The organism is Nonomuraea purpurea, assembly GCF_042650645.1.
GTDB classification, from domain to species: Bacteria; Actinomycetota; Actinomycetes; order Streptosporangiales; family Streptosporangiaceae; genus Nonomuraea; species Nonomuraea purpurea.
Window position 1 is genome coordinate 57324 of record NZ_JBHSBI010000036.1, and the last position, 21518, is coordinate 78841.

General features: G+C 69.3%; 19 protein-coding genes. 5 read left to right on the forward strand and 14 right to left on the reverse strand.

What is annotated here, in order from left to right; genetic code table 11:
• Nucleotides 1–33 precede the first annotated feature (33 nt).
• From ACFOY2_RS45895 to ACFOY2_RS45935, 9 genes are all read right to left on the reverse strand, one after another.
• On the reverse strand, nucleotides 34–2394 hold the full coding sequence (locus ACFOY2_RS45895; protein WP_379534458.1) for a phage portal protein: 2361 nt from the start codon (nucleotides 2392–2394) through the stop codon (nucleotides 34–36).
• Between the two features lie 15 nt (nucleotides 2395–2409).
• Nucleotides 2410–2631 carry a hypothetical protein gene (locus ACFOY2_RS45900; protein WP_379534459.1) on the reverse strand — a complete coding sequence of 74 codons (222 nt, stop codon included), beginning with the start codon at nucleotides 2629–2631 and terminating at the stop codon, nucleotides 2410–2412.
• An 87-nt stretch (nucleotides 2632–2718) separates the two neighbouring features.
• Entirely contained in the window at nucleotides 2719–3156 is a 438-nt protein-coding gene (locus ACFOY2_RS45905; RefSeq protein WP_379534460.1) for a hypothetical protein, read from the reverse strand.
• A 316-nt stretch (nucleotides 3157–3472) separates the two neighbouring features.
• Nucleotides 3473–5191, reverse strand: coding sequence for a hypothetical protein (locus tag ACFOY2_RS45910; protein ID WP_379534461.1), 1719 nt, complete (start codon nucleotides 5189–5191; stop codon nucleotides 3473–3475).
• A 175-nt stretch (nucleotides 5192–5366) separates the two neighbouring features.
• On the reverse strand, nucleotides 5367–6641 hold the full coding sequence (locus ACFOY2_RS45915; protein WP_379534462.1) for a DNA-directed RNA polymerase subunit alpha C-terminal domain-containing protein: 1275 nt from the start codon (nucleotides 6639–6641) through the stop codon (nucleotides 5367–5369).
• Nucleotides 6642–6765: 124 nt separating this feature from the next.
• The gene (locus ACFOY2_RS45920; protein WP_379534463.1) at nucleotides 6766–7263 is read right to left on the reverse strand and encodes a RusA family crossover junction endodeoxyribonuclease; all 498 of its coding nucleotides are present in this window, start codon (nucleotides 7261–7263) and stop codon (nucleotides 6766–6768) included.
• A 431-nt stretch (nucleotides 7264–7694) separates the two neighbouring features.
• Entirely contained in the window at nucleotides 7695–8258 is a 564-nt protein-coding gene (locus tag ACFOY2_RS45925; RefSeq protein WP_379534464.1) for a hypothetical protein, read from the reverse strand.
• A 17-nt stretch (nucleotides 8259–8275) separates the two neighbouring features.
• Nucleotides 8276–8932 (reverse strand): hypothetical protein, encoded by a 657-nt coding sequence (locus ACFOY2_RS45930; protein WP_379534465.1) that lies wholly within the window; start codon nucleotides 8930–8932, stop codon nucleotides 8276–8278.
• A 6-nt stretch (nucleotides 8933–8938) separates the two neighbouring features.
• The gene (locus ACFOY2_RS45935) at nucleotides 8939–9472 is read right to left on the reverse strand and encodes a hypothetical protein (protein ID WP_379534466.1); all 534 of its coding nucleotides are present in this window, start codon (nucleotides 9470–9472) and stop codon (nucleotides 8939–8941) included.
• 352 nt (nucleotides 9473–9824) lie between these two features.
• Here ACFOY2_RS45935 and ACFOY2_RS45940 point away from each other — a divergent pair, with 352 nt between their 5' ends.
• A complete protein-coding gene (locus ACFOY2_RS45940) occupies nucleotides 9825–11210 on the forward strand; it encodes a hypothetical protein (RefSeq protein WP_379534467.1) in 1386 nt (461 codons plus the stop codon).
• Nucleotide 11211: 1 nt separating this feature from the next.
• Here the strand turns inward: ACFOY2_RS45940 and ACFOY2_RS45945 are convergent, their stop codons facing one another.
• Both ACFOY2_RS45945 and ACFOY2_RS45950 read right to left on the reverse strand, forming a co-directional pair.
• Complete coding sequence (locus ACFOY2_RS45945) at nucleotides 11212–13161, reverse strand: hypothetical protein (protein ID WP_379534468.1); 1950 nt, start codon at nucleotides 13159–13161, stop codon at nucleotides 11212–11214.
• 265 nt (nucleotides 13162–13426) lie between these two features.
• A complete protein-coding gene (locus tag ACFOY2_RS45950) occupies nucleotides 13427–13684 on the reverse strand; it encodes a hypothetical protein (RefSeq protein WP_379534469.1) in 258 nt (85 codons plus the stop codon).
• A gap of 241 nt (nucleotides 13685–13925) precedes the next feature.
• On the opposite strand from ACFOY2_RS45950, the gene ACFOY2_RS45955 reads away from it, so the two are divergent.
• Nucleotides 13926–14936 (forward strand): NAD-dependent epimerase/dehydratase family protein, encoded by a 1011-nt coding sequence (locus ACFOY2_RS45955; protein ID WP_379534470.1) that lies wholly within the window; start codon nucleotides 13926–13928, stop codon nucleotides 14934–14936.
• Here the strand turns inward: ACFOY2_RS45955 and ACFOY2_RS45960 are convergent.
• A complete protein-coding gene (locus ACFOY2_RS45960; protein WP_379534471.1) occupies nucleotides 14933–16306 on the reverse strand; it encodes a hypothetical protein in 1374 nt (457 codons plus the stop codon). The genes ACFOY2_RS45955 and ACFOY2_RS45960 overlap by 4 nt on opposite strands.
• A gap of 230 nt (nucleotides 16307–16536) precedes the next feature.
• Between ACFOY2_RS45960 and ACFOY2_RS45965 the strand changes: the two genes are divergently transcribed.
• From ACFOY2_RS45965 to ACFOY2_RS45975, 3 genes are all read left to right on the forward strand, one after another.
• Nucleotides 16537–17217 carry an SAM-dependent methyltransferase gene (locus ACFOY2_RS45965; RefSeq protein WP_379534472.1) on the forward strand — a complete coding sequence of 227 codons (681 nt, stop codon included), beginning with the start codon at nucleotides 16537–16539 and terminating at the stop codon, nucleotides 17215–17217.
• A complete protein-coding gene (locus tag ACFOY2_RS45970; protein ID WP_379534473.1) occupies nucleotides 17214–17510 on the forward strand; it encodes a hypothetical protein in 297 nt (98 codons plus the stop codon). The genes ACFOY2_RS45965 and ACFOY2_RS45970 overlap by 4 nt, the downstream gene beginning before the upstream one ends.
• A gap of 1155 nt (nucleotides 17511–18665) precedes the next feature.
• The gene (locus tag ACFOY2_RS45975; RefSeq protein ID WP_379534474.1) at nucleotides 18666–19892 is read left to right on the forward strand and encodes an MFS transporter; all 1227 of its coding nucleotides are present in this window, start codon (nucleotides 18666–18668) and stop codon (nucleotides 19890–19892) included.
• On the opposite strand, the gene ACFOY2_RS45980 is transcribed toward ACFOY2_RS45975, so the two are convergent.
• Nucleotides 19889–20587: a class I SAM-dependent methyltransferase gene (locus ACFOY2_RS45980; RefSeq protein ID WP_379534475.1), complete on the reverse strand. Its 699-nt coding sequence runs from the start codon at nucleotides 20585–20587 to the stop codon at nucleotides 19889–19891. The two genes, ACFOY2_RS45975 and ACFOY2_RS45980, sit on opposite strands and share 4 nt — an antisense overlap.
• A gap of 68 nt (nucleotides 20588–20655) precedes the next feature.
• Nucleotides 20656–21399, reverse strand: coding sequence for a hypothetical protein (locus ACFOY2_RS45985; RefSeq protein ID WP_379534476.1), 744 nt, complete (start codon nucleotides 21397–21399; stop codon nucleotides 20656–20658).
• Nucleotides 21400–21518 lie beyond the last annotated feature (119 nt).

The following is a 21518-nucleotide window of genomic DNA, read 5'->3' on the forward strand; positions in this document are numbered from 1 at the left end:
CCGACTTCGAGGCTTAACGTCGCGCCGGGATGGTCAGGCGGGGGAGACGACCCAGCGCAGGCGGCACCGGCAGTGAGCGGTCTCCTCGATCGGGCCGTCGAAGTCGCCCGGCCATCGCAGCAGCGCCTCACCCACCTCGAACGGTTCGCCCCCGCGCCGGACCTGCCCGTCCGCCTCCCGGTGCGTCGGCCGGACGTCGCCGTCTTCGCGGGCCCGCCATGTCGCCGACACCATGCCGTTCGGCCCGGCCGCGTCCATCACGACCACGTACTCCACGGCGTGCGTCAACGCGGTAGCGGCCCGGGTGCTCGCGCGGGCCGCCCACGTCTCCAGTCCGGGAAGCTGGGCGCGCACTTCGGCCACGAGTCGATCAATGTCATCCCCGGCGATGTCGCGTTCGCGGATCAGGTCGCGTAGCCGCCCGGCGGCGGCGACGATCTGGGAGACGAGCCAGTCGCGCGCCTGCAGGAGCGGCGCGGCCACGCTCACCCACGGCGACGCGACAGGCCCGGCCGCCGCACCGGCCGCCGCCGTCAGGACGGGCGTGAGCACGGCGACGGCTTCCTCCTGCCAGTGGGCGACGTCGGCCACCCGGTCGACGTCCAGAGGTTCGGTGCCGACGCGGGTGTCGGCCTTGTATTCGGGGGCGAAGTGCCGGGTATGCTTGCGCGTCTTGGGGGATGCGGCGCGGGCGGCGGTGCGTTTCACGAGCCTGCGCACGAGCCCTTCCAGCGCCTCGTGGATGTCGTGCTCGATCCGGTCGCGCACGTCGTCGGCCTGCGGCCCGACCGGGGTGAGGGCCTTCGTCTCCCGCGTCCGTGCCCGTCGCCGACCCCCCAGCTCCTCGTCGGGCTCGTCGTCCTCGTCGTCCTGGCCCTCGCCGGCGGGGGCGTCCTCGTCGGGTTCGTCGTCCTCGTCGAGCAGCCCCTGAAGCATCGCCATCGCCTGCCCGGTGGCCGGATCGGAGTCGTCCACCTCCCCGCCGTCCGGCGCGGCCTGCCCCTCTGGCAGCTCCTCGCCCGGCGGTAGTTCCTCGCCCGAGGCGGCTTCCTCCCCGGGCGGGGGAGCAGCAGCCGCGTCAGGGGAGGCCAGTCCGAGCGCTTCGGCGTCCTCCGGCCTGGTCGGGATCGGCGTCTTGCCCTGCGCGATGTAGATCGCCCTGGTGTGGGGCAGGTCGTACGGCTCGTATTCGGCGATCGTCCGGTACTCGTCCGGGCTGATGAGCCCTTCCTTGACCTCGTCGCGCGCCTCCCGGCGGCGGGCCTCGGCCGTCCGACGCAGCACCTCCACCGTCGAGGTGTCGAACTCGCCGCGCACGCCCTTGGCCGTGTCGGGCCCGAACCCGGTCGAGACGATCCGAAGGTGCCCCTTCATGGTGATCGTCCAGAACGTGAAGAGTTCCTGCTCGGCGTTATCCCAGGTCCGGCCGGACGAGTTGCCGAGCACGGTCTCGCCGACGCCGTACGCCGCCAACACCTCTTCCTTGGCGCGGGCGGCCATCTCCCCGAACGCCATGTCTCTCGGTGTCGCGCCCAGGTCGACGTACGAGAGTTTGCCGCCGCCGATCACGGTCAGCTTGCCCGCCTCGACAGGGCCGCGCCCGAACCGCTCCTCCAGCTTCGCCGCCTCGGCCGGATTCGTGCGACCCTCCACAGAGACGATGCCAGCGGGGCGGCCGTCGTTGAGCATGAACGACGAGTTGTAGATTTTCGCCAGGAAGTCCTGGTCAACCGCCATTCCGGCCGCCTGCAATGGGGTGATGCCCATGTAGGCGTCGGTCGGGTGAGGCTTCCGGAACCATCTGACGCGCTCGGCCGGTACGGGCACGCGGATCCCGTCCGGGGTCATCGTCTCAAAATGGCTGAGCAGCTTGCCGTTCAGCCCAGGGACTGGCCTGGTGCGGCCCGGCGGCAACAAGTCGAGCCTGATCGGCCGACCCCGCCGATCACGCGTGACCTCCACAAACGCGCCCCGCGGGCTGAGCAGTATCTGCGCCGACAGCCGATAGCGGAACTGCCTGCCGGTCTCCAACTCGTTCGCCTGCTCGTCGTTCAGCAGGTCGAGCAGCGGGTCATCCTCGACCAGCTCGCCCGACGTGCGGTGACGCAGCACGAAATCGAGGTCGGCCTGATGCTCCGCGATCGAGTCGACGGACTTGAACACCCACACGGTGCGCTCGAACGCCTCCGCGACCGCCCGGTCCACCGGCCAGGCGCGGCGCGCGGCCGCCGACAGGTTCGACGACCAATCGGACACCGCCACGGTGCCGAAGTCGGGGACGAGCGCCTTGAGCTCCATCTCCATCAGCGCGCGGCGCTCGCCCTCGGAGAGCCCGGGGGCCGGTAGGGCGGACGTCTCGGCGGCCCGGATACCGGGCAGGAATCGGCGTGCCATCAGGGCGCCCCCGGCCTACTCGGACGAGTCGGAGGCGACATACCAGCCACCGACCATCAGATAGGCGCCGGCCAAGCCCACACCCACCAGCGGATGCCATCCGGCCACGGCGACCACGGTCGCCAGCGCGCCGAGGGCCAGCATGATCAGACCGGCGAAGTCGCGCCGCACCCGGCGCAGCTGCGCCCCCTGCTCGGCGCCGCGTTCAGGGTTGTGCTCGTTCGGGTCGTAATACACCTGGGGCCCCTCCGTGCCGGTCGCCGCCCCGGTGTGGTGGCGGGCTCCGGGGCACGGTAGGGGCCCGGAAGGTTTACGTCATGCGGGCTAGCTGAGCCCGGTGATGCGGCTGCCCTGCATGAGGGCGACCAGTTCGCGCGACTGCCGCCGCGTGCGAGCAGCTTCGCGTCGCTCGCGTCGCTCCCGCGCGGCTGCCTGCTTGGCGGCGATCTCCTTGGCGGTGGTCCCCGGTTTCGGCCTGCTGCGGCCGGCGCGCTCGTTGTCGTCGCCGCCGCGCAGGTGGTCCCCGTTGGTGGTGTCGGCTTCGCACGCCTGCCAGACGCACAGATCGAAGCGCCGCCAGCACTTCACACACAGCCGGTCTAGTACCTCGATGACCAGCCCGTTCTCCGCGTAATCGGGGAAGTGCTGCAGGTCGTCGGGCAGAGTTACGTAGGGTTTGTCGGCCAGCCGCCACATGAGTTCCGTGTCGGCCGGTTCCAAGATCAACGCGAGCCCCCACACGTGGCCCGGCGGGTATTTCATATGGTTATCTCTCCCAGCGAGGACATGGCACGTAGCTGGGTCTCTGGCAGGCACGCCCCCGTTGAGAGCCCCGAGGCGGCGGGGTGCTCTCCGGCGAAACAGGCCAGTTCGACAGTTACATGCGCAGACGGTCGGGAAGCATTTCAATCCTCAACTTTTCGGCTGAGGACGGCTCAAAAGGTAACGATCACTGTCTGCGCCGGTAAAGGGTTTTAGGCCACTGAGAGTGACACCCGCCGCGAAGCATTGGACGGTAACAATCTGGCATACGGGCAAACCGAAACCCGCCGGTAAGCGTCCCTACCTGAATCTCTAGTCAGGCCAGAATGCGCCACTCATCCTCTTCGGCAGGCTCGTACACCGAGAGCAGCACCCCCTCCCCGCGGTCCGGCGACGAAACGCCCCGCTTGCGCATCTCCTTCTTCGACTCCACCACGCTGTGCCCCGACGAGCGCGTGGACAGCTTGGGTGCCGAAAGCTGCCCGGCCGTCATCTCGTCCACCCGCAACCGGAGCCGCGTCATCCCGTACTCGTCCGGCCGCACCAACGCCCGCGTGGCCAACCACATCTCGTCACGCTTCAGGAACGGGCGCAGCGTCGCCTCGTCAGGCTCCCGGCCCGGCGACTCCGACACCAGCACGGCCACGATCTCCGCGCCGTGCTTCCCCTCCCGCCCCCACGCCGCCAGCAGCCCGGCCACACCCCAGCCGAGCCCATTACCGTCGATCTTCACCCGCACCGGATGAGGACTGCCGAGGGCCTGCGCGAGAGCTTCGGCCCGCAAGATCTCCTTCAAGATGACGCCGGCCACCGCCACCGGGTCGGCGTTCTCCGGCCCGGAACTGGTGTGCTCCACGGTGGCCAGGTCGCCCACGAGCCTGGCCACCACGAGCTCGTCGCCGCCGTCACTCGCCACGTCGACGCCGAGCCGCACCCACGCCCGCGACTGGACCAGCCACTCGCCGTCCTCGTCGGCCAGGCCGAGGTCTCGCAGCCGCGCCCACCCGGGAGCAAGCTCGGGCTCGTCCATCTCGACGGCCGCCTCGACCCACTCCGCGGGGATGACGACGTTCGTCAGCCCCTTCGGGAACTTGGCGTCGATCTTCGCGCGGACATAGTTCGACTTGGGCCCGTGCACGCGGGTGGTCCGCTCTATCCACGCCCTGTCCACCATGTGCTTGGCCGGGCTGTGCCCACTACCGGGGCATGACTGGCACTCCCCGAAGTTCTCGCCGGTCAGGTTCGGCGTCTCCCACGCCGGGATGGGGATCGTCAGCACCTCGGGGTCGCCGCACAGCTTCTCAAACCAGGTGTTGACCTCGTCCGTGGGCGGGTTCCCGATCGCGATCATCCTGGCGCCCTCGCCGACGAGCAGACCGGCCAGGTTGTTGCCGATCGTCGGCGCGATGCCGCCGGCTTCCTCCACCACCAGGAGCAAATTGGCGCTATGTATACCCTGAACTGCGGCTTCGTTATGGGGGGCGGCGGCGATCCCGTACGCCACCACGGTGTCGAGCCCGTTCTTGTCCGGCAGCTTGTACTGGGCCGTATCGATCGTGCCTGGCAGACCGGCGCGGGTGTGCGCCGCGCGGACCTCCGGCCAGAGCTGGCGGGCAACCTGCCTCCACAGAGGCGCGAGCGTGACCACGATGTTGGTGCCGACCGGGTACACCAGAGACGCCCAGAGCACGAGTTGCCCGCAGGAGAACGTCTTGGAGCTGCCGAAACAGGACGGGACGGCCACCTGCTTGTGCTCGGTGAGCGCGGTCATGAACCGGCGCGGAACCGACCAGACCGCCGCACCGAGCACCTGCTCCACGAACCCGACCGGGTCGTCTTCCCAGATCGCGAAGCTGGTCCCGGCCACCCGGTACGCAGCCGCGTACACCTGGCGGGCCTCGGCGTCGTCCAGGTCCTCCAAGACCAGCCGCCGATCCTCTGGCGGCAGCGTCATCAGCTCGATGAACATGTTGTTCGCGAGCAGCGACTTCGCGTCACCCGGCGGGTTGATCGCGGTCGGGATCGTCAACGCCACGACGGCCGCCCGGCGGTGACGGCCCCGGGCGCGGACAACTCGGCGGCGCCCGCGCCCGTTTCGGGCACCAGGTGGCGAGAACAGACATGCGTGTCGGGGCTGGTGATCACGGCCCGGCATGGTGAAGCCCCGGCAGACTAACGTCCAACCGGGGCTTCAGCCTGGCCAGCAGCCGCTACACGAATACCCACCCAGCCTCCGACACCTTGCGCTCGATCGTCTTCACCGAGGCCGCACCCAGGCCCGGCAGCTTCGCCAAGTCCTCCGGCCGGCGCCGGAGGAGCTCCTCCACCGTGCCGATCTCGTTCTCGCGCAGCGCGTCGACTACTCGCGCGGTCAGCCCCAGCGCGGCCGGGCTCTGGCCGAGCTGGTCGGTGTCGAGCCCGCGGAGCTTGGCGACGAACGGCAGCGGCTCGAACCAGCGAGAGCCGCGCTCGTCGATAACGTGGGCGGGCAGGTCGCCCTCCTCGCGCCAGCCGCGAACCGTCCAATCCACCTGGTTCTCCGACAGGCCGAGCAGCGCCATCATGCCCGCGATGTTGCGCCGGCCATGCTCGTCACAGCCGTGCAGCACCGCGTCCTCGTACTTCGCCACGGGGTCCCACCAGGCGGCGACCGCCTCTGGGTCGTTGAGCGTCAGCCCACCCAGTACGTCGCTGGTCTCCCACTCCAGACCCTTGGCCCGCGCGGTGCGAAGCCGACTGTAGAAGTCGTGGAAGGAAACGCCCCTGCTATCGGCGAACTCGGCCAGCGTCACCCAGTGGAGGCGGTGGCCCCGGTACCAGGCCGGGAACGCCTCGACGTCGAACAGCATGACGCGGCCGCCGGGGTTCACGCTCGTGCCCTCGATCTGGATGCGCTGCCGCCGGGCGGCGTCGAGCCTGCCCATGAGCTGCTTAACCGTTGTGCCGAGGCGTTCCGCCATGGCCGCCGCAGGCACGGCCTTCGGCTCGGCCGCCTCGATGTCGTCGTCTGGGCTGTAGTCGCGCTCCTTCGCGGTCTTCAGGTCCTTGCCAACGAGTTGGGGCGACAGACCGGTCAGGCGGGCGATCTTCGCGTTGGTGAGGCGCTTGCCGTCCACCTCGGTGTGGGACAGCTTGAGGATGCCGCGGATGCGCCGCTCGCGCGCCTCGTCCTGCTCCAGCGCCGTGTCGGTGACCGCCTTAGCCGAGGTGGTGATCATCTCCTCAGCCGCCGCAAGGGTCATCTTCGGCAGCATGTTGGGGACGGGCGCATCGCGGACCATCTCGTTGAACGTCATCGCCTGGATGCCAGCGAGTTGGTTGGCGGTGGCCACCGGCTGCTTGTGTGTCTTGGCGAAGACGAGCGAGGCGAGGTTGCGCTCCTGCACGGCCTTCAGGTTCTTCTTGACGGCCTCGGTGACGCCGTCGTGGGCGCGCTTCGTGGCGTCGACCGTGGCCTGGACGTCCTTTGGGAGTGTCGTGTTCATGCTGGTCCTTACTGTTCCTGGGGCTTTGCTTCCTCCCGTTCACAAAGATCGGGCGGTGTGCACTCCGCTGCGCACACCGTCGATTGTAAGGGTTGTTTATATCGTTGGGAACTCCGAAACGGGATCAGCCCGCTCGCCGCTTCGGCCGCCGGTACGGCTTCGGCACCTCTCCTACCTGGTAGATGACCACTTCGCTGCGGGCGTTCTCGGGATTGGCCAGGTCGTAAATCTTCCGACCGGAGAGCTCGACCACCTGGGCGTCGTCGTGCCATGCGATCTTGTTGAGCCCGTCGAGGACCAGCTTGAGCAGGTTGTCCACGTCGCGGACCTTCCGGTTGCCGACGCAGAACACGGCCAGCAGACCGTACGTGTACTCCTTGTCGGGCTGGTGGTGGGGGACCGCCGCGCGGAACGCATCCGCGACAACCGCCTCGGCCTCAAGGGTATCCGCGGGGGTGTACGTGCGGACGCCCTTGCCGCGTCTGGCGAAGCGGGGCCTGCCCTTGGTCACGGCCTCACCGGCGATGGTGAAGCGGGCCACGATGTTGCGCGCCTGGATCTCCTCGTGGGCGATCAGGCGCGGCACCAGGACAGCGGGGGAGTCGATGGGCGTGAGAGTCACTGCGGGCCTCTTCCTGTCGGTTGGAGGGCTCGCGGGCGGCGGGGTCGAGTCCGGCGCCGCCCGCGAGCCAGCTCAGGTGATCGAGACGAATTGGACTTACCGCGTGGGAAGTTCAATAGCCCGGAGTCGCGCCGGGTGGCGAAGCGCGACCGTGGTCGGTGCCGACCGGAGGTTCAGCGAGGTCTGACCGTCGATCACGGGGATCGGAGTTGCGCCGGACGGGTGGAGGTGGGCGCATCGGCAGCCGCACGAGCCATCGCACCGCGAGCCGTCGCGACCGCACCGGCCGCACTCGCCGAACGCGTCGTACCAGTCGGCGTCCGTGCCGAACTCGACGTGGTCCAAGCACGGCCGCACCTCAACCGAGGCACGGCACAGGTTGCACACCAGGCCGGCGCCGGGGCGTTCCCCGTCAGGGATGGGCTCGTACTTCACCAGTCGGCCGCCGCGTCATCGGGGATGCCGTCGCTGTTGGCGTCGACGGCCGGGGCGCCCTCGACGCCGGTCATCGTGCAGTCGTACTCCTCGGCGTAGCCGACCGGGTAGACGTACACCGGGTACCAGCCGACGTAGCCGGGGTACTGCCGGTAGGTACCGCGCCAGACGGGCGGCTGCTGGGCGGGGTAGCTGTAGAAGGGGTTGCGCGTGTAGGGCGTGGCCGTCTTCGGCTTGGCGGGCACGTACTTCGGCACGATGCTGGTCGTCGGCACCGGCCGGTACGGCTGGCTGGTCGGCGGGGTGACGGGCTTGACCGTGGCCGGCGGCTGGACTGGCGTCCGCGTCTGCGGCTGGGTCCGGCCGGTGCTCGTCCGCCCGGTGTTCGTGCTGCTGCTGGTGCTGGATCGGGAACTGCTGCTGTTGCTGCTGGACGATCCGGGCGGCCCATACGCCACGGCGGCGCACGCGGGCGCGGGGTCGCTGGAGCAGGCGACCATGAACGCGGCCGCCGTGGTGAGCACCACGGCGGCGCGGCCAGCGTTGGTGGTGAGCGGCATCGGTTCTCCTTCGGAGATCACGCGGCGCGGGTACGCCGCTTGTTGGCCTGGTAGAGGTTGCGGCGGTAGGTGCTTTCGGCGTCCCGGCACGGGTCGCACAAGGGCTGGCGCTGGTCGCGGTGCCGCTTCGCGGTCGCGGGCGTGGCGGGCACGCGACGGGTCACGCACAGCGGGACCCCAGTGGGCACGGGAACGCCGGGGATGGGGCGGCCGTGCTCGTCCCACGTGATCCACTCCAGGAGTTCGTCACGGGGACGGTCCACGGGCACGAGCGCGGCAAGGACGTACGGCAGGGCCGCCTGCTGATCGCGGGGGAGCGACTGGACGAACGCATGGCACGCGGCGGCATCCTCGTCTCTGATCATCACGGCCATGGTGAGGGCGGCCTCCAGGGTGCGCTCAGCGAGCCCTTGGCGGCGGCGCAGGCTGAACCTGGGCGTGGTGGCGGGCACGGGTGGAGGCTCCTCGGTCGGTGCGGGGGAGGGGTCGGAGGCGGGGGAGCGGGAGGATGCGGATCGGTAGCGCTCGACAGTCCGTATGGACGTGCCGAGTTCGCGGGCGATGCTTTCGGCCTTGACGCCGGGCCGGTCGAGTTCGAGGAACCGCCGGTAGCGTTCGGAGGCCGGGCCGCTGGTAGGCGGCGCTCCCGCCACGGCGGAAGCGCCGCGCACCATCAGGGGCTACCTGGTGGTCGGAGCAGCCGGTACGGTGATCCGGAGCACGGCGTCACCGCAGGCGCACGTGATCTCCGGCCAACGCGGGTCGTGCGTCCACCCGCCGTGCTCGCCGTGCCCGGCGGCGTCGAGCAGGTTCCAGATGACGGCGGGGTCGAGCTCGATCACCTTGGCGGCGGGGTTCCGGCCGAGGTCGTGGGCGGCGTTCGCGATCTCGCGGGCCTGGCGCTCGGTGACGGCGATGTTGATGTCGCCGAAGTCGGCGGTGGCGGCCGCCAGCATGGCGTGGAAGTGGAGCAGGTGGGACTCGCGCCGTTCGGCGTCCTCGGGGGTGCCGTCGAATCCTTCGTCGAGGTCCCTCTCGATGGCGAGGTTGGCGAGCGCGAGCGCCTCCAGGCGGATGCTCTCCGGGCTGTCCGGCATGGTCGCGGGCACCGCGTAGTCGGCGAGCCGGGGGAGCTTTACGCCCGGAGGGAGTGACAGCAGGCGGACGGCGTCGGGGTTGTCGTCGTCGGGCGCGGCGATGGCCGTGATGGTCACAGGGGGACCCTTTCTTTCCTGGGGCTACGTGCCTGATCGTGATCCGACGAGTTACCGCTAACTCGTCGGATCACATTTAGAAGTATAAGGGTCATTTATTGATCCCTCTACCCCTTGACGGCCCCGAGTTCGGCGATCTTCGCCCGACACCCCGGAGAGGGAAGCACATTCGAGCGCTAACGTCGCGCCCGGCGAGCCAAAGATCGCAAAACGCCCAAATCGGACAGTAATTCATTGCATCTCATTACATTAATTCGTTACACCATGAACGAATTAATGTAATGAGATAAATTCCGGCGCGCCCGGCGGCAACCAGGAGACACGCGGCCCGAACTGCGGAAGGATGTGGCGCATGACCACCGAGCCAGCCGCGGAGGCCGCCCCCGAGGCCGAGGCGACAGAGACGTGCAACTTCCCGAAGTGCCCCGCCCCGCCGGAGGAGAAGCCGCCCAACCAGCCCGGCCCGAAGCCGAAATACTGTGTGAACCCCGGGCACAACGCGCAGAGCGCACTGCGCGAACGGGTACGGCTCCGCAAGGAGGAGGCCGGCATCGCGACCGAGCCGACGCCCGAGGACTTCAACCGGCCGGTCACCATGGGCCTGACTCGGCTCGGCGAGCTACAGCGCGGCATCGTCGCCGGCATGGGGAAGTTGCAGGAGGACCTGGCCCGCTACCACGTCGAGTACCGCACGGTGACGGACTTGGACGCGGCAACTGTCGAGGTGGACGCGGTCCGTGCCGACACCAACAAGGCAGTCGCGCAGGCCGAGGCGGCAACAGCACAGGAACTTCAGCGGCGCCGCCTGGCCGAGCAGCGCCAACACGCCGCCGAGGCGCAGCAGGCCGAGGCCGAGTCGATCGCGGCGGACGCGCTCACTCGCGCCGACGCGGAATCCGAACGCGCCGCTCAGGCCGAGCAGGAGAAGGAGACCGCACAGCGGGACGCCGCCGAGGCCATCGAGACGGCCGCGCGGGACGCGAACGCCAAGGTGGCCGAGGCTCAGCGTCTTGCCCGTGAGCAAGTCGAACAGGTCCAGCGGGCGTCGGCCGCACAGGTCGAGGCCGCCCGTAAGGAGGCGGCAGAGGCCATCGAGACGGCCAAGACCGAGGCCGACGCCACGCTTCGTGCCGCCCGGCACGAAGCCGACCAGCAAGTCGGCGAGGCAAACGCACGAGCGATCAACGCCGAAGACGAGACCCTACGCGTACGGGAACAGGCGGACGCCGACGTGCAGCAGGCCCAGGAGGCCGCCGCCGCCGCTCGCGATGAAGCCGAGCAGGCCAAGACGAGGGCGGCCGACGCGGTCCGCACTGCCCAGAAGGAAGCCGACCGGCACGTCCAGGAGGCCGACCTCGCGAAGACCCGCGCCGAACAGGCTGCGGCCAGCACCCGCGAACAGCTCGAACAGGCCAAGACCGAGGCGCGCGAACAGCTCGAACGGAGCGAACGGAACGCCGAACGCGAACGGGCGTCGCTCGCCCAAGCACACCAGGCCGAGGTCAACGCCCTCACCCTGGCCAACGACGCGAACGGCAAGCGCGCCGACAACGCCGAGCGGGACGCTGGCCGGGAACGCACCGCCCGTGACGGCCTGGCCGCCGAGCTGACAGGCGTCCGCACGAAACTGGACGACGAGCGCACCGCGCGGGACGGACTCGAACGCCGGGTGCAGGAGCTGAGCACCGAGTTGGAGCAGTTGCGCGCCGAACGCCGCGGCGGCGGAAAGAAGGGGTGAACTACCGGCGCGGCGGCCCGTGGGGTTCGAGGATGGTCCAGCGGGGCGGGCCGAGCGTCGCGTACACCTCGTCCGGGAAATCCGGTTCGTCCTCCTCGACCTCGGGCGGGAAGTTCGCCTCGACGATGTCCAGGAAGATCTTGTAGAGCCTTCGGTCCTCCTTATACCTCTTCATGATCTTGTCAATCGTCTCCGGTACGCCGAGCTGGTCGGCGACCGCGCCCGGGTCGGCCGGCCCGCGTACCCAGCCGTCGCGGATGCGCACGGCCATGCCGTGCTCCCCGAGCGCCCGCAGGCCGTCGTTCACCGCCGTCGTGCCGAGACCGGCCAGGCCGGGCAGGTCGAACGTGCGGATGGGCTCGACCCCGAGCACCTCGTACACGAACGCGGCCGACGCCCCCAAAGCCCTGAAGACAGGATGGATACCTCCGAGCCTGCCAGGCACCCATCGCCGCCACGCGGCCGCCTCTGCGTACGCCTGGGGGACGATCAGCCCGTATATGGCCGCTCGCTCGCCACGGTGTTCGGCTATCCAGTCGATGAAGGGGTCGGGCTCCTCTCTGAGCATGCGGAGCGTCCGCGCCACGGTCGTCTCATCCAGGCAGGCCAGCAGGGCAAGGTGACGAACGCCGAACGCGATCGTCATGCACCTTTTGAGCTGGGCGGCCTTCAGCATGGCGAGCAGCACCCGCCGTACGGTGACGCCCTTCTTCCCCTTCCACCTGCCTGCCCGAACCGCCGCATACAGGGCGGAGTACCAGCCGCGAGACTTCTGCAGCTCCCCGACCGCTTTCTCCCGGTCAGTGGTCGGGTCTTTCACGTCGATCGGCACCCCCTCCACCGTGATCTTGGTGACCCCCCCGTGAGTTCTCTCCCTTGTGTGGTGCTCGCGGCCAAAGCTCCGCTCAAGCAGCCAGATCACGGCGTTTTCCCAATCCGCCTGCAGGGCCTTGGCGCGTGCCTGGTCATCTCGGTATCGGGCGTAGAAGTCGACTAGGCCGGGCCAGCGCCCGGAACGCATGTGCTCGGCGACGTGGCCGAGTTGCCACCCGCAGGTGGCCGCCCCGGCGATGATCGCCTGGCGGGCTTCCGAGGGGCTGTCGTACTGGCGCCGGTCGTACCGGCCGGTGCAGGCGATCTCCTCCAGGCGCGGCGACAGCCGAGGAAGCGGGCCGTCCGGGCGGGGCAGCCAATCATGCCCGTGCTCATCGGTCGCCCAGTCGGCCCGTTGAGGCTTCACCTCGGCGTCGGTAACGCCGCTGTCACCAGGTACATCCGGCGCGGCTTGGAGCTCCAGGGACTCGAGTTCCGGGGCGAGCGCGTCGTGCAGCGCGTTCCACACGTCGGGCCCGTTGGGGTTGTCGCACACCCACAGGGCGTGCTCCACCGTGGTGGTGAGCCGCCGGTAGCCGCCGTGGCGGTGCCACGATCCGGGCGGGGTGATCAGCCCTTCCCGCTCGTTCTGCGCGGGCTTCGGGTCGAACGTGACGTACCGGACGGCCAACGCCTCGGCGAGGCGCCGCATCTCGTGGGCGTAGCGCGGCGTCGACCACGGCACCAGGACGTGGCGGCCGCCGGCGGGGGCGACGTCGGCGATGCAGTCGCCGCTAAGCCGGGCGAGCAGCGCGATGAAGTCGGCCGCCTCCTGCTCGACCAGGGCGGCCGGGTCGGCGGCGCCCGCAGTGACCGCCTTGGCGATGTCGAAGTCGCCGGGCAGCCAGCGCGTCATGCCGTGGTGGTAGACGTACACCGCGGCGACGTTCGCCGGTTGGCGGACGGTCAGCTTCCGCTCGTCGCGGCGCAGGTAGTCGCGGCCGTTGACGGCGAGCCGTACACGGTCGTTCGGCGCGATCCGCTTCGCGAACGTCGCCCAAGTGTTGGCAGCGTCCAGGACGCCATGTCCCGGTTGCGCCCCCCGTGGGGCAGGTATGAGGTTGTTCGGATCGGCCATGCCAGTTTCGCCCGAATAGGACACGCCGGATTCGGGTATGAGTGGCAGAGCCGAGGGCCTGTTGATACTCTGGCTCCTGGCTTCTTAACCGGCTTCAGGCACGCCAAAGGCGGGCCCTCAGCCGGCGGGCTATTCCGAGGGTCCTTGCGCGAATCTTCCTGGACAGTTGATAAGCGCGCAGGGGCCCTCGTGGCGTTGTAGGACGCCGTCCTCGGCGTCTACCTCTCCTCGTCTAAGCGTTCCTCCGGTGAGCTTCGTAGCGGTGCTACGCGGCGTTCGTCTCGATGAGTGGCAGCGTCGCCTGCTCGCCGGCGTACGCCTTGTGGCGCAGGTGCGGCGGCGGTACCTCGGCGCCGTCCTGGAGGGCGAACAGGAAGTCCGTGGCCTCCTGGCGGTTCTTGAAGCCGTACTCCTCCCACTTGCCGTACGCCATGTTGAACATGAAGTCGGCGTAGGCCGAGAAGTCGTCAAAGCCCAGCTTCGCCCACACCTCAGTGGCGTGCTTGTAAGCCTCGGCGTTCATGAACCGAATGCTGCGCTTGGTGCCGCCCTTCGCGGGGCGGCCAGGCCCTCGACGGGCAGTCTGCAGTCCACTCATGCGGCCAGACAATATCGGATTCCGAATCCCCAATGGGAGATCTTCCGACCGACACGCCGACCGAATCTCAAACGCCTCACCGTCCCCCTCCGTTCCTCCTCGCCAGCCTGAAATGGATCATCGCGATCCCCTACCGGGGCACGCGGCCGTAGGCAAGGATCAGGCCATGCGACTGCTGATCCTTGGGGGCGGCTGGTTCCTCGGCCGCGCCGTAGCCGAGCAGGCTCTCCAGCGAGGCCACCAGGTGACCGCCTTCACCCGAGGCAAGTCCGGCCACGACGTGCCCGGTGCCACGGCGATCCGCGGGGACCGCGCCAACGCTCGCGACCTCGCCGACCTGGCGCAGCGCGGCCCGTACGACGCAGTCGTCGACACCAGCGGCATGACACCCAACCTGGTCGAGACGTCCGCGTCCGCCCTCCGCTACCAGGTGGACCACTACGTGTACGTGTCCACCGTGAACGTCTACCGGGGCTGGCCCACGGAACCGCTGACTGACGAATCGCCGGTCCGCCGCTGGTCGCCGTCCAGCCCGCCCGGCGAGAGTCCCGCCGACCAGTACGGGCGGGAGAAAGCCGGATGCGAGGAGACGGTCTCCCGCATTCTCGGCGCCGACCGTACGCTGCTGCTCAGGCCAGCCGTCATCATCGGCCCCCACGAGTATGTCGGCCGTATCCCGTGGTGGCTGCGCCGCATCGCCGAGGGCGGCATGGTGCTCGCACCCGGCACCCCAGACTGGCCGATTCAACCGATCGACGTGCGCGACGTCGCCCGCTTCGCACTCGATTCGGCTGAACGGCAGATGGCGGGCTCTTGCAACCTGGCCGCTCCGATCGGGTCTGCGACGTTCGGCAACCTGCTTCAGGCGTGCCAGGACGCAACCGGTGTCCCCGTCGTTCTGGAGTGGGTACCCCACACCTTCCTCCAGACCGAGGGCGTGCGCGAGTGGACGGAACTGCCGCTGTGGCGGCCGTACCCAGGAACGTGGCGAGTGGACGCGGCCCGCGCCCGCGCCGCCGGCCTCGCGTGCCGCCCCCTCGCCGAGACGGTGGCGGACACATGGGAGTGGCTCCGCTCCGGCCCAACGCTGGACCACGAGCGCGCGGCCGAGCTGGGCATCACTCCGGAGCGGGAAGCGGCCGTTCTGGCGGCGTGGGCCAACCATCGCGCAGGTTAGCTGTCGGCGGCGGGAAGAGCACGGATGGCGGCCGCCTCCATGAACGCCGTCAAGTCGGCGCCGAGCGTCCGCGTCTGCTGCGTCTGCTGCGCCAGAGACAACTGCGCGTGCAGCCCCCGCATCCGGTGCACCACCGGGAACGTCCTCATATCCGACGGCAGCCCCAGCACCGCATCCATCGTCTGCCGCGCATTCACCAGGTCCCCGAGGATGACGAATGCGGTCGCCATCTCAATCAGGATGGTGGACTCCACCACCGTTGACCGCAGATGCTGCGGAAGCCCTTGAGCGACGGCGAGCGCCGCACGTGTGTGCTCCAGCACCCGCGACGTGAAGCCCTCCACGGCCGCCGGCTCGAAGTCGTTGCGGCGCAGTTGGAGCAGTTGCAGCAGCGCCGACCCGAAACATCGCTGCTCCCGGACAGGATCCCAGTCGAACACTCCGCCGATCTCCTGGAGTTCGTCTCCGCCCTCGTCAGCCGCGCGGGCGTCCTTCGCCGCGCGGATCGCTGCGATCGTCCGCTCGGTGTCTCCAAGGTGGGAGTAGGCGCGGGCTGCGATCGAGTGGACGCGCGCCGCCGCGATCCCCACTGGGTGGTGTTGCTCTGCGCGGATGATGGCGGTGACCGCGTCGCGTGGCTGTCCGGACCAGTAGGCGCTTGTGGCCATCATGCCGCGCGCCCACACCGCGAGCGGCGCGTGGTCGATCGAGTTCGCGTACGACCAGGCCGCGCGAGCGTGCTCAACGGCTGCGCGGGTCTGCCCGAGGTCGATTGACGCTTCAGCCAGGAGCACGGACGCGACGCCGACCAGGAAGTTCAGATCCTTGAGCTGGTCAGGCTTATGGGTCTCGTCTCTCTTTTCCAGGATCTGGTCCCGCTTCACCACCAGGAGCGGAAACACCTCCATCGGCGAACGCAGCAGGTACGTGCGTGCCAGGTCCACGACGTCGTCCTGAAGCTGCTCCATCGTCGCCTGGCCGAGTTCGAGTTCTGCTTCCGCCGCAGCCTCTCGCGACTGGTCGGCGGCCTCCATCATCATCTGGTACATCCCCCTGGGGCGTTCGACGGACGCGATAAGCAGGCGGGCTCTCTGCTGCGCCTGGCCTGCCTGTGATGCGTCGGTGCTCGATGCCGGCGCGAACAGTTCCTCAACCGGCCGTTTGAACATGCTTTCCAGCACTTCGCTGGCGGTCGGGTACGGCTTCTTGTTGCGGAGGTCCCCTGCGAGCCAGCGTTTCCACTGCCGTTGGCCGATCCACAGGCAGCCGAGACCGAGGCGTTCCCCCTCTTCCTGATAGGCGCGAAGGAACCGGCTGTGGGGCAGCAGCCCTCGTTCTTGAGCGAGTTGCCTCAGCACAGTCTGATCCATGCTGGCCTCCTGCCGGACGCGACAGCTCCTGCTCTCACGGTAGGGCCGTCCAGGCCACGCTGAAAGCAGCCAGTTTCCTGCGGCAGCGTGGAAGTCCGGACAAGTCCGGCGAAAAACGCGGGGAAGTCCACGATGACCCTGCTCGGCTCGTGGTGATGTCCCTCACGGGGCGGAGACGATGCTGAAGCCAACCTGTCCGTCTCTCACCTTTGTGAAGGGTCCCGACCACCATGGATTCCCGCACCAGCATCACACTGACGGGCAAAGCCCATGACTGGGCGGCCCGCGCGAACCTGGAATTCGTCACCCGTGGCACGGAGGCAGCCGCGCAGGGCGGCACCACCCAGTGGTTGAACCTCGGATGTGGTCTGCCGCAGGAGGGCGTGGAAACCACGCTCGACACGGCGCGGCGCTTCCACGAGGACGCCCGCGTGGCGTACGTGGACAACGACCCCGCCGTCACGGTGTCTGGCCGGGCGCTGCTCACGGTGCCGGGCGTGTCCATGGCCTTGCATGCGGACGCCCGCCACGTTGATGTGGTTCTGTCACACGTCAGGGGGCTGCTCGACGTCAAGAAGCCTGTCGGGATCGTGGCCACCGCGCTCTGCCACGTTTGGCCGAACGAGGACGACCCGGGCGGCGTCCTGCGCCGCTACATGGCCGCGTTCCCCGCGGGCTACCTGATCTTCTCCCACGCCCGCGATGACCTCCTGATCTCCGCGTACACGCGGCCGCTCTGGCAGATCCGGTCGATGTTCCTCGCCGGGTTGCGCCTCTTGCAGCCGGGCCTGGTCGAGGCGTCCGACTGGCGGCCCGCTGATCCGATACCGCGCCAAGTGGGCCGGCCGCACTTCGTCGCCGCGGTGGCCGGGTTCGGCTCGTACGCGGCCACCGCAGAGGAGGCAGCGTGAACCTGGTCACCGACCTGGCGACCGGCCGCTGGTGGGCGGCCACGATCGAGGAGGCAGTCGGGCACTGGTGGCTGGTGATGTGGGGGGCCAGCGGGCAGCACTTGACCGCCTTCTACTGTGGCCACTGGGACGAGGGCGGCGTCTACCGCATGGGCCGGACGCCGCACGAGTTGTGGCCGCTCATGCGCGAAACCCAGCACGAGGGCCGACGCCTGGCCATCGCCGAACGCGTCCCGGCGCCCCCTCTCCTCGCGGAACAGCTCCCCGACGCCCTATGGAGGGCGGGCGGGTGATGAGACGAGACGCGGACAGGGCCAGGCCAGGCAGGCTCACGGCTCCTCCGTGTCTTGGTGCGGCCGGTCGGACCTCGCTCACACGTGGTGGCTGGCCGCGCGCTACTGGGCGGGCCTTGCGCGTCGGATTCGCCGCCATTGTGGCCCGCCTGGTCCGGTACTCGTCGCCCACGGCGGGACTCCCGTTTGTGGGCGGCGAGCTCCATGTCCCCTGGCCGCGCGCCTTCCCCGGCGGTGTGCCCGGCAGGGCTGGCCGCTCTTGCGTGGCGGTCAGGGGACCGCACCCCTCGCTCTCGAACGCGCGGCCGGTCCACTACACGAAGGCACAGCGATGAATGCCGTCTTTCAGGCCTACCTCAATTGTCGGAGACGAAAAGCCCCCAGCAGCGGCAACGTGTTGGAGCTGGCGGCTCCCGCTGCGGTGCTGGAAATCCGCATCACGAACGAGCGGAAAGCGACGTCGGCACCCAGCCCGATTGAGCCCTCTGCCGCCGCAGATCCCACCGCCGCACCCCTCCTTTGAACTGCGGTATCCGACCTCATGGCTGCCTGGTTCCGGGTGGCCATCCGCTGTGAAGCGGCGAACGATCATCGTCGTCCCACATCTGCCCCACGACCATGACCTACAGGAAATCCTCGTGATCAAGCTTCTCATCGTCCTCAGCGATGTGGTCATCATCGTCTGGGCCGTGGGCACCATGAAAAGCTTGCCCGCCACAGAAGCGGCCTGGGCACGCCTCACCCAGAGGGACCCAACCCGCATGTGCGCAGGCTGCCAAGCGCGTCGGCGGAAGCACGAACTACGGACCGCTCAATGGGGCAGCGACGCAACCGGGCACATGCTCCTGGCGGCGGCCGCATGCTGGCCCGTCGAACTGGTGCGTCCCTACCTGCCGTTCATGCCAGGCACCGGCACACCTCCATGTGGCGGCCCAAGCTGCGTCGCCCACGAGGCGTACCCGCCCAACTGATCTTCGCGCTGTGGTGTGCCCACCCTTGCGAGCCCACAGCGCTTCCCTGCCCCGGGGTCCGTCCACCCTGGGGCGCAGGCCGTGAGGCGGCGAGGGCCCGGCGCCTCACGGCCTGCAAAATTCCCCACAGCGCGAGTAGGCGTTTCACTCATCCAAGTGGCTTCCACCACCTACAGTCACGCCAATGGGGTACCTGAGACTGCTGAGACACCGGCCCGTCCTGGTGTTGTGGCTCGCCGAGACGCTGAGCGTGTTCGGGGATCGGTTCTTCACCCTGGCCCTGACCTGGACGGCGTGGCAGCAAGCCGGAGCCGTGGCGATGGGCCTCGTGGTCGTGGCCGAATACATCCCCCACGTCGTCGTCGGCGTGTTCGGCAAACGGCTCATCGCCAGATTCGCTTCATACCGGGCTCTGGCCCGCGTGGAGTTCGCCCAGGTCGCCGTGGTGGGGTCGATGCCATGGCTGTGGGACTCCATCGGGTTGTACGGTGTCTTGGCCGTCCTGCTGCTCCTCGGCGGTGCCGACGCGATCACCAACCCGAGCCTCAGCAGCCTCGTCCCCGACCTGGTCCCCGCCGATCAGGTCCGGCCGGTGGTCGGGCTGATGAATCTGACGCAGCAGCTCACATGGGTACTCGGCCCCGGCAGCGCCGCCGTGCTACTGGTGTGGATGCCCGCCGAGCACCTCTTCCTGCTGGACGCGGCCACCTTCCTCGTGTCCGGGGCCGCGTTCACGTGGCTGGCGAACCGGTTCCGGCATGCCACGGCACCCGCCGCCGCGCCACCAGACGAGGACAACGGCGAGGCGCGGGCGCGGACGATCCTGCGCCTCCGGCCCCGCCTGGCCTACGCCTTGTCGCTGTCAGCGCTCGGCGAGTTCTGCGCGACGGTGGCCACGATTGGGCTGCCGATCTGGATCACCTCCCGCCTGCACGCCGGCCCGGCCGCCTACGGGATGGTGTTGACCGCGATGGGCGCAGGTGCGCTCGCCGGGAATCTGCTGTCGTCGCTGCCGAAACTGTCCAGCTTCCCCACCGGCTACTGCCTGATCTGGGCGGCGCGCGGTGCCCTGCTGTCCACGTATGCGGTGACGGACCAGGTGTGGCAGGTCGTGGCCGTCACTGTGCTGGCCAGCCTGCTCACCCCGGTCAACTCGGTCACCCTCACCGAGAGGATCTCGCTCCTGCCCGGCCCGGAGCGGCTGCGGATCTTCTCCGTCGAGCTGACTGGCCTGCACGTGGCCGGCATGAGCAGCATGCTCGTGCTGCCCGCGTTCATCGCCGCCGCGCCGGCGCTGGCGTTCACGGCCGCTGGCGCGGTCCTCGCGGGCGCTGGCCTGCTGGCATGGCTGTTGTGTAGTTTGCGCGCAGATCGCCCGGCATCCGTGGAAGCCGCAGCGGTGCACGCCTAGTTGTGGGGGCGGCGGGCGGTGACCACGAGCGTCTTGTACGGGCCGCTCTGAGGTGCGGTGACATGGACGAAGCTGATGTCGGTGAATCCCTGCGCGAGCAGGAGTTGCCGCCACTCCTCGGCGGTGTGCGTGTAGTAGATCACCGGCAGGCGCATCCCGTTGATGGCGAGGTTGTCGGCACGCTGCCCGGACGGCTCGCCGGCGCGGGGCGCGTTCGCGGAGAACGCCAGCAGTCCTCCCGGCATCAGCCGGGCGTGGATGGCGGGCAGGACACGGGCGGGCGCGGCGTACCACAACGCCCCGTATATGGAGTAGCAGACGTCCAATGGGGGCAGGCCGCCCAGAACTGCGGGCGCGTCCCCGCTGAGCCACATGATGCCCGGCACGTGCCGCCACCGCCGGCGGGCCTGCTGGATGCGCGCGTCGGCCACGTCCACGCCGTACACCTGGCGGGTTCCGTGCCGGGGCAGGAGTGCGGCGTGTTCACCGGTTCCGCAGCCGAGCTCGGCGACGCGGGCGCCGGTCAGGTCGCCAAGGATTTCGAGCCCGGGGCCGCGGCCTGGCCAGCCGGTCCACTCGAATCGGGTCAGTCCGTCTGGTGGCGGGCTGGTCGCCTCGTCGAGGGCCACCGCGTTCCAGGCGGTCGCGTTGGAGGCGGCATCCACCGGCAAGGGGCCGGCAACGCACCGTGCCATGGGGATCTCCTTCCAAGGGGAGGGCCGGGTGGAGCCCCCACAAGGGCCCCACCCGGCGGGTTGCGAGGCTACGGGCGCATGGCCAGGATGCGGTCCGTCCAGACGTCGTCGAACGCCTCCAGGTCGGCCCGGAAGCCGTCCAGGTCGGTGCCGTAGGCGAGCACGCAGCCGCCCTTCATGCTGGGCTGCGCCTGGCAGCCGTGCACCAGCCGGCCGCCGAGCGCGGCGTGCGCGAGGATGCTCTCGCGCCGCCGGTACTCGTTGAACCACGCGCCGTGGTACAGCTCGTCCAGGGCCTCGGCCTCCTTACGCGGCAGGCCGTAGACGACTTCGGTGGCGATGGGGAAGAACCAGCACGGGCCCACGTTCGAGATGTGCCCGTTCAGCTCGACCTTGTTGAGCGCCATGATCGTGGTGGACTCGCGCAGGGCCTTGAGCATGGCCGGGGTGATGTCCAGGTCGGGCTCGTTCAGGTACGCGTCGCGGAAGATGTGCGCGGCGACCTGGTAGCCGATCTTGAGCACGCGCGCCGGGTCGCTGGTCTGCTCGGCGTGAGCGCGGACGAAGTCGAGGGCGAGCTGCTCGACGGCGGTGTCGGTCCGCTCGACCGTCGTCAGCAGCTCGTCGCGGACCTTCTCCCAGGGGATGACGAGCCAGGTCGGGTTCTCCAGGCGGAAGAAGTACCGCTCGGGGTCGACGGTGACGCGGTTGCCGTCGACCGTGATGCCGTCGATGCGGTTCCACTCCGGTGTGAACTCTTCGCCGAGTTCGACACTGAACGTGGCCAGCGCTGAGCTGGTGGTCGGTGCCATGTGTCCTCCAGGACTTGGGGGGTGGCCGCCCTGCCGGGCGGGGCTGTTTGCGAACCGGTCCGTCCCGGCGGGTTCCTCCGTTGCGGACCGGCTTGCTCCTCAGGGTCAATGGTCGGCCG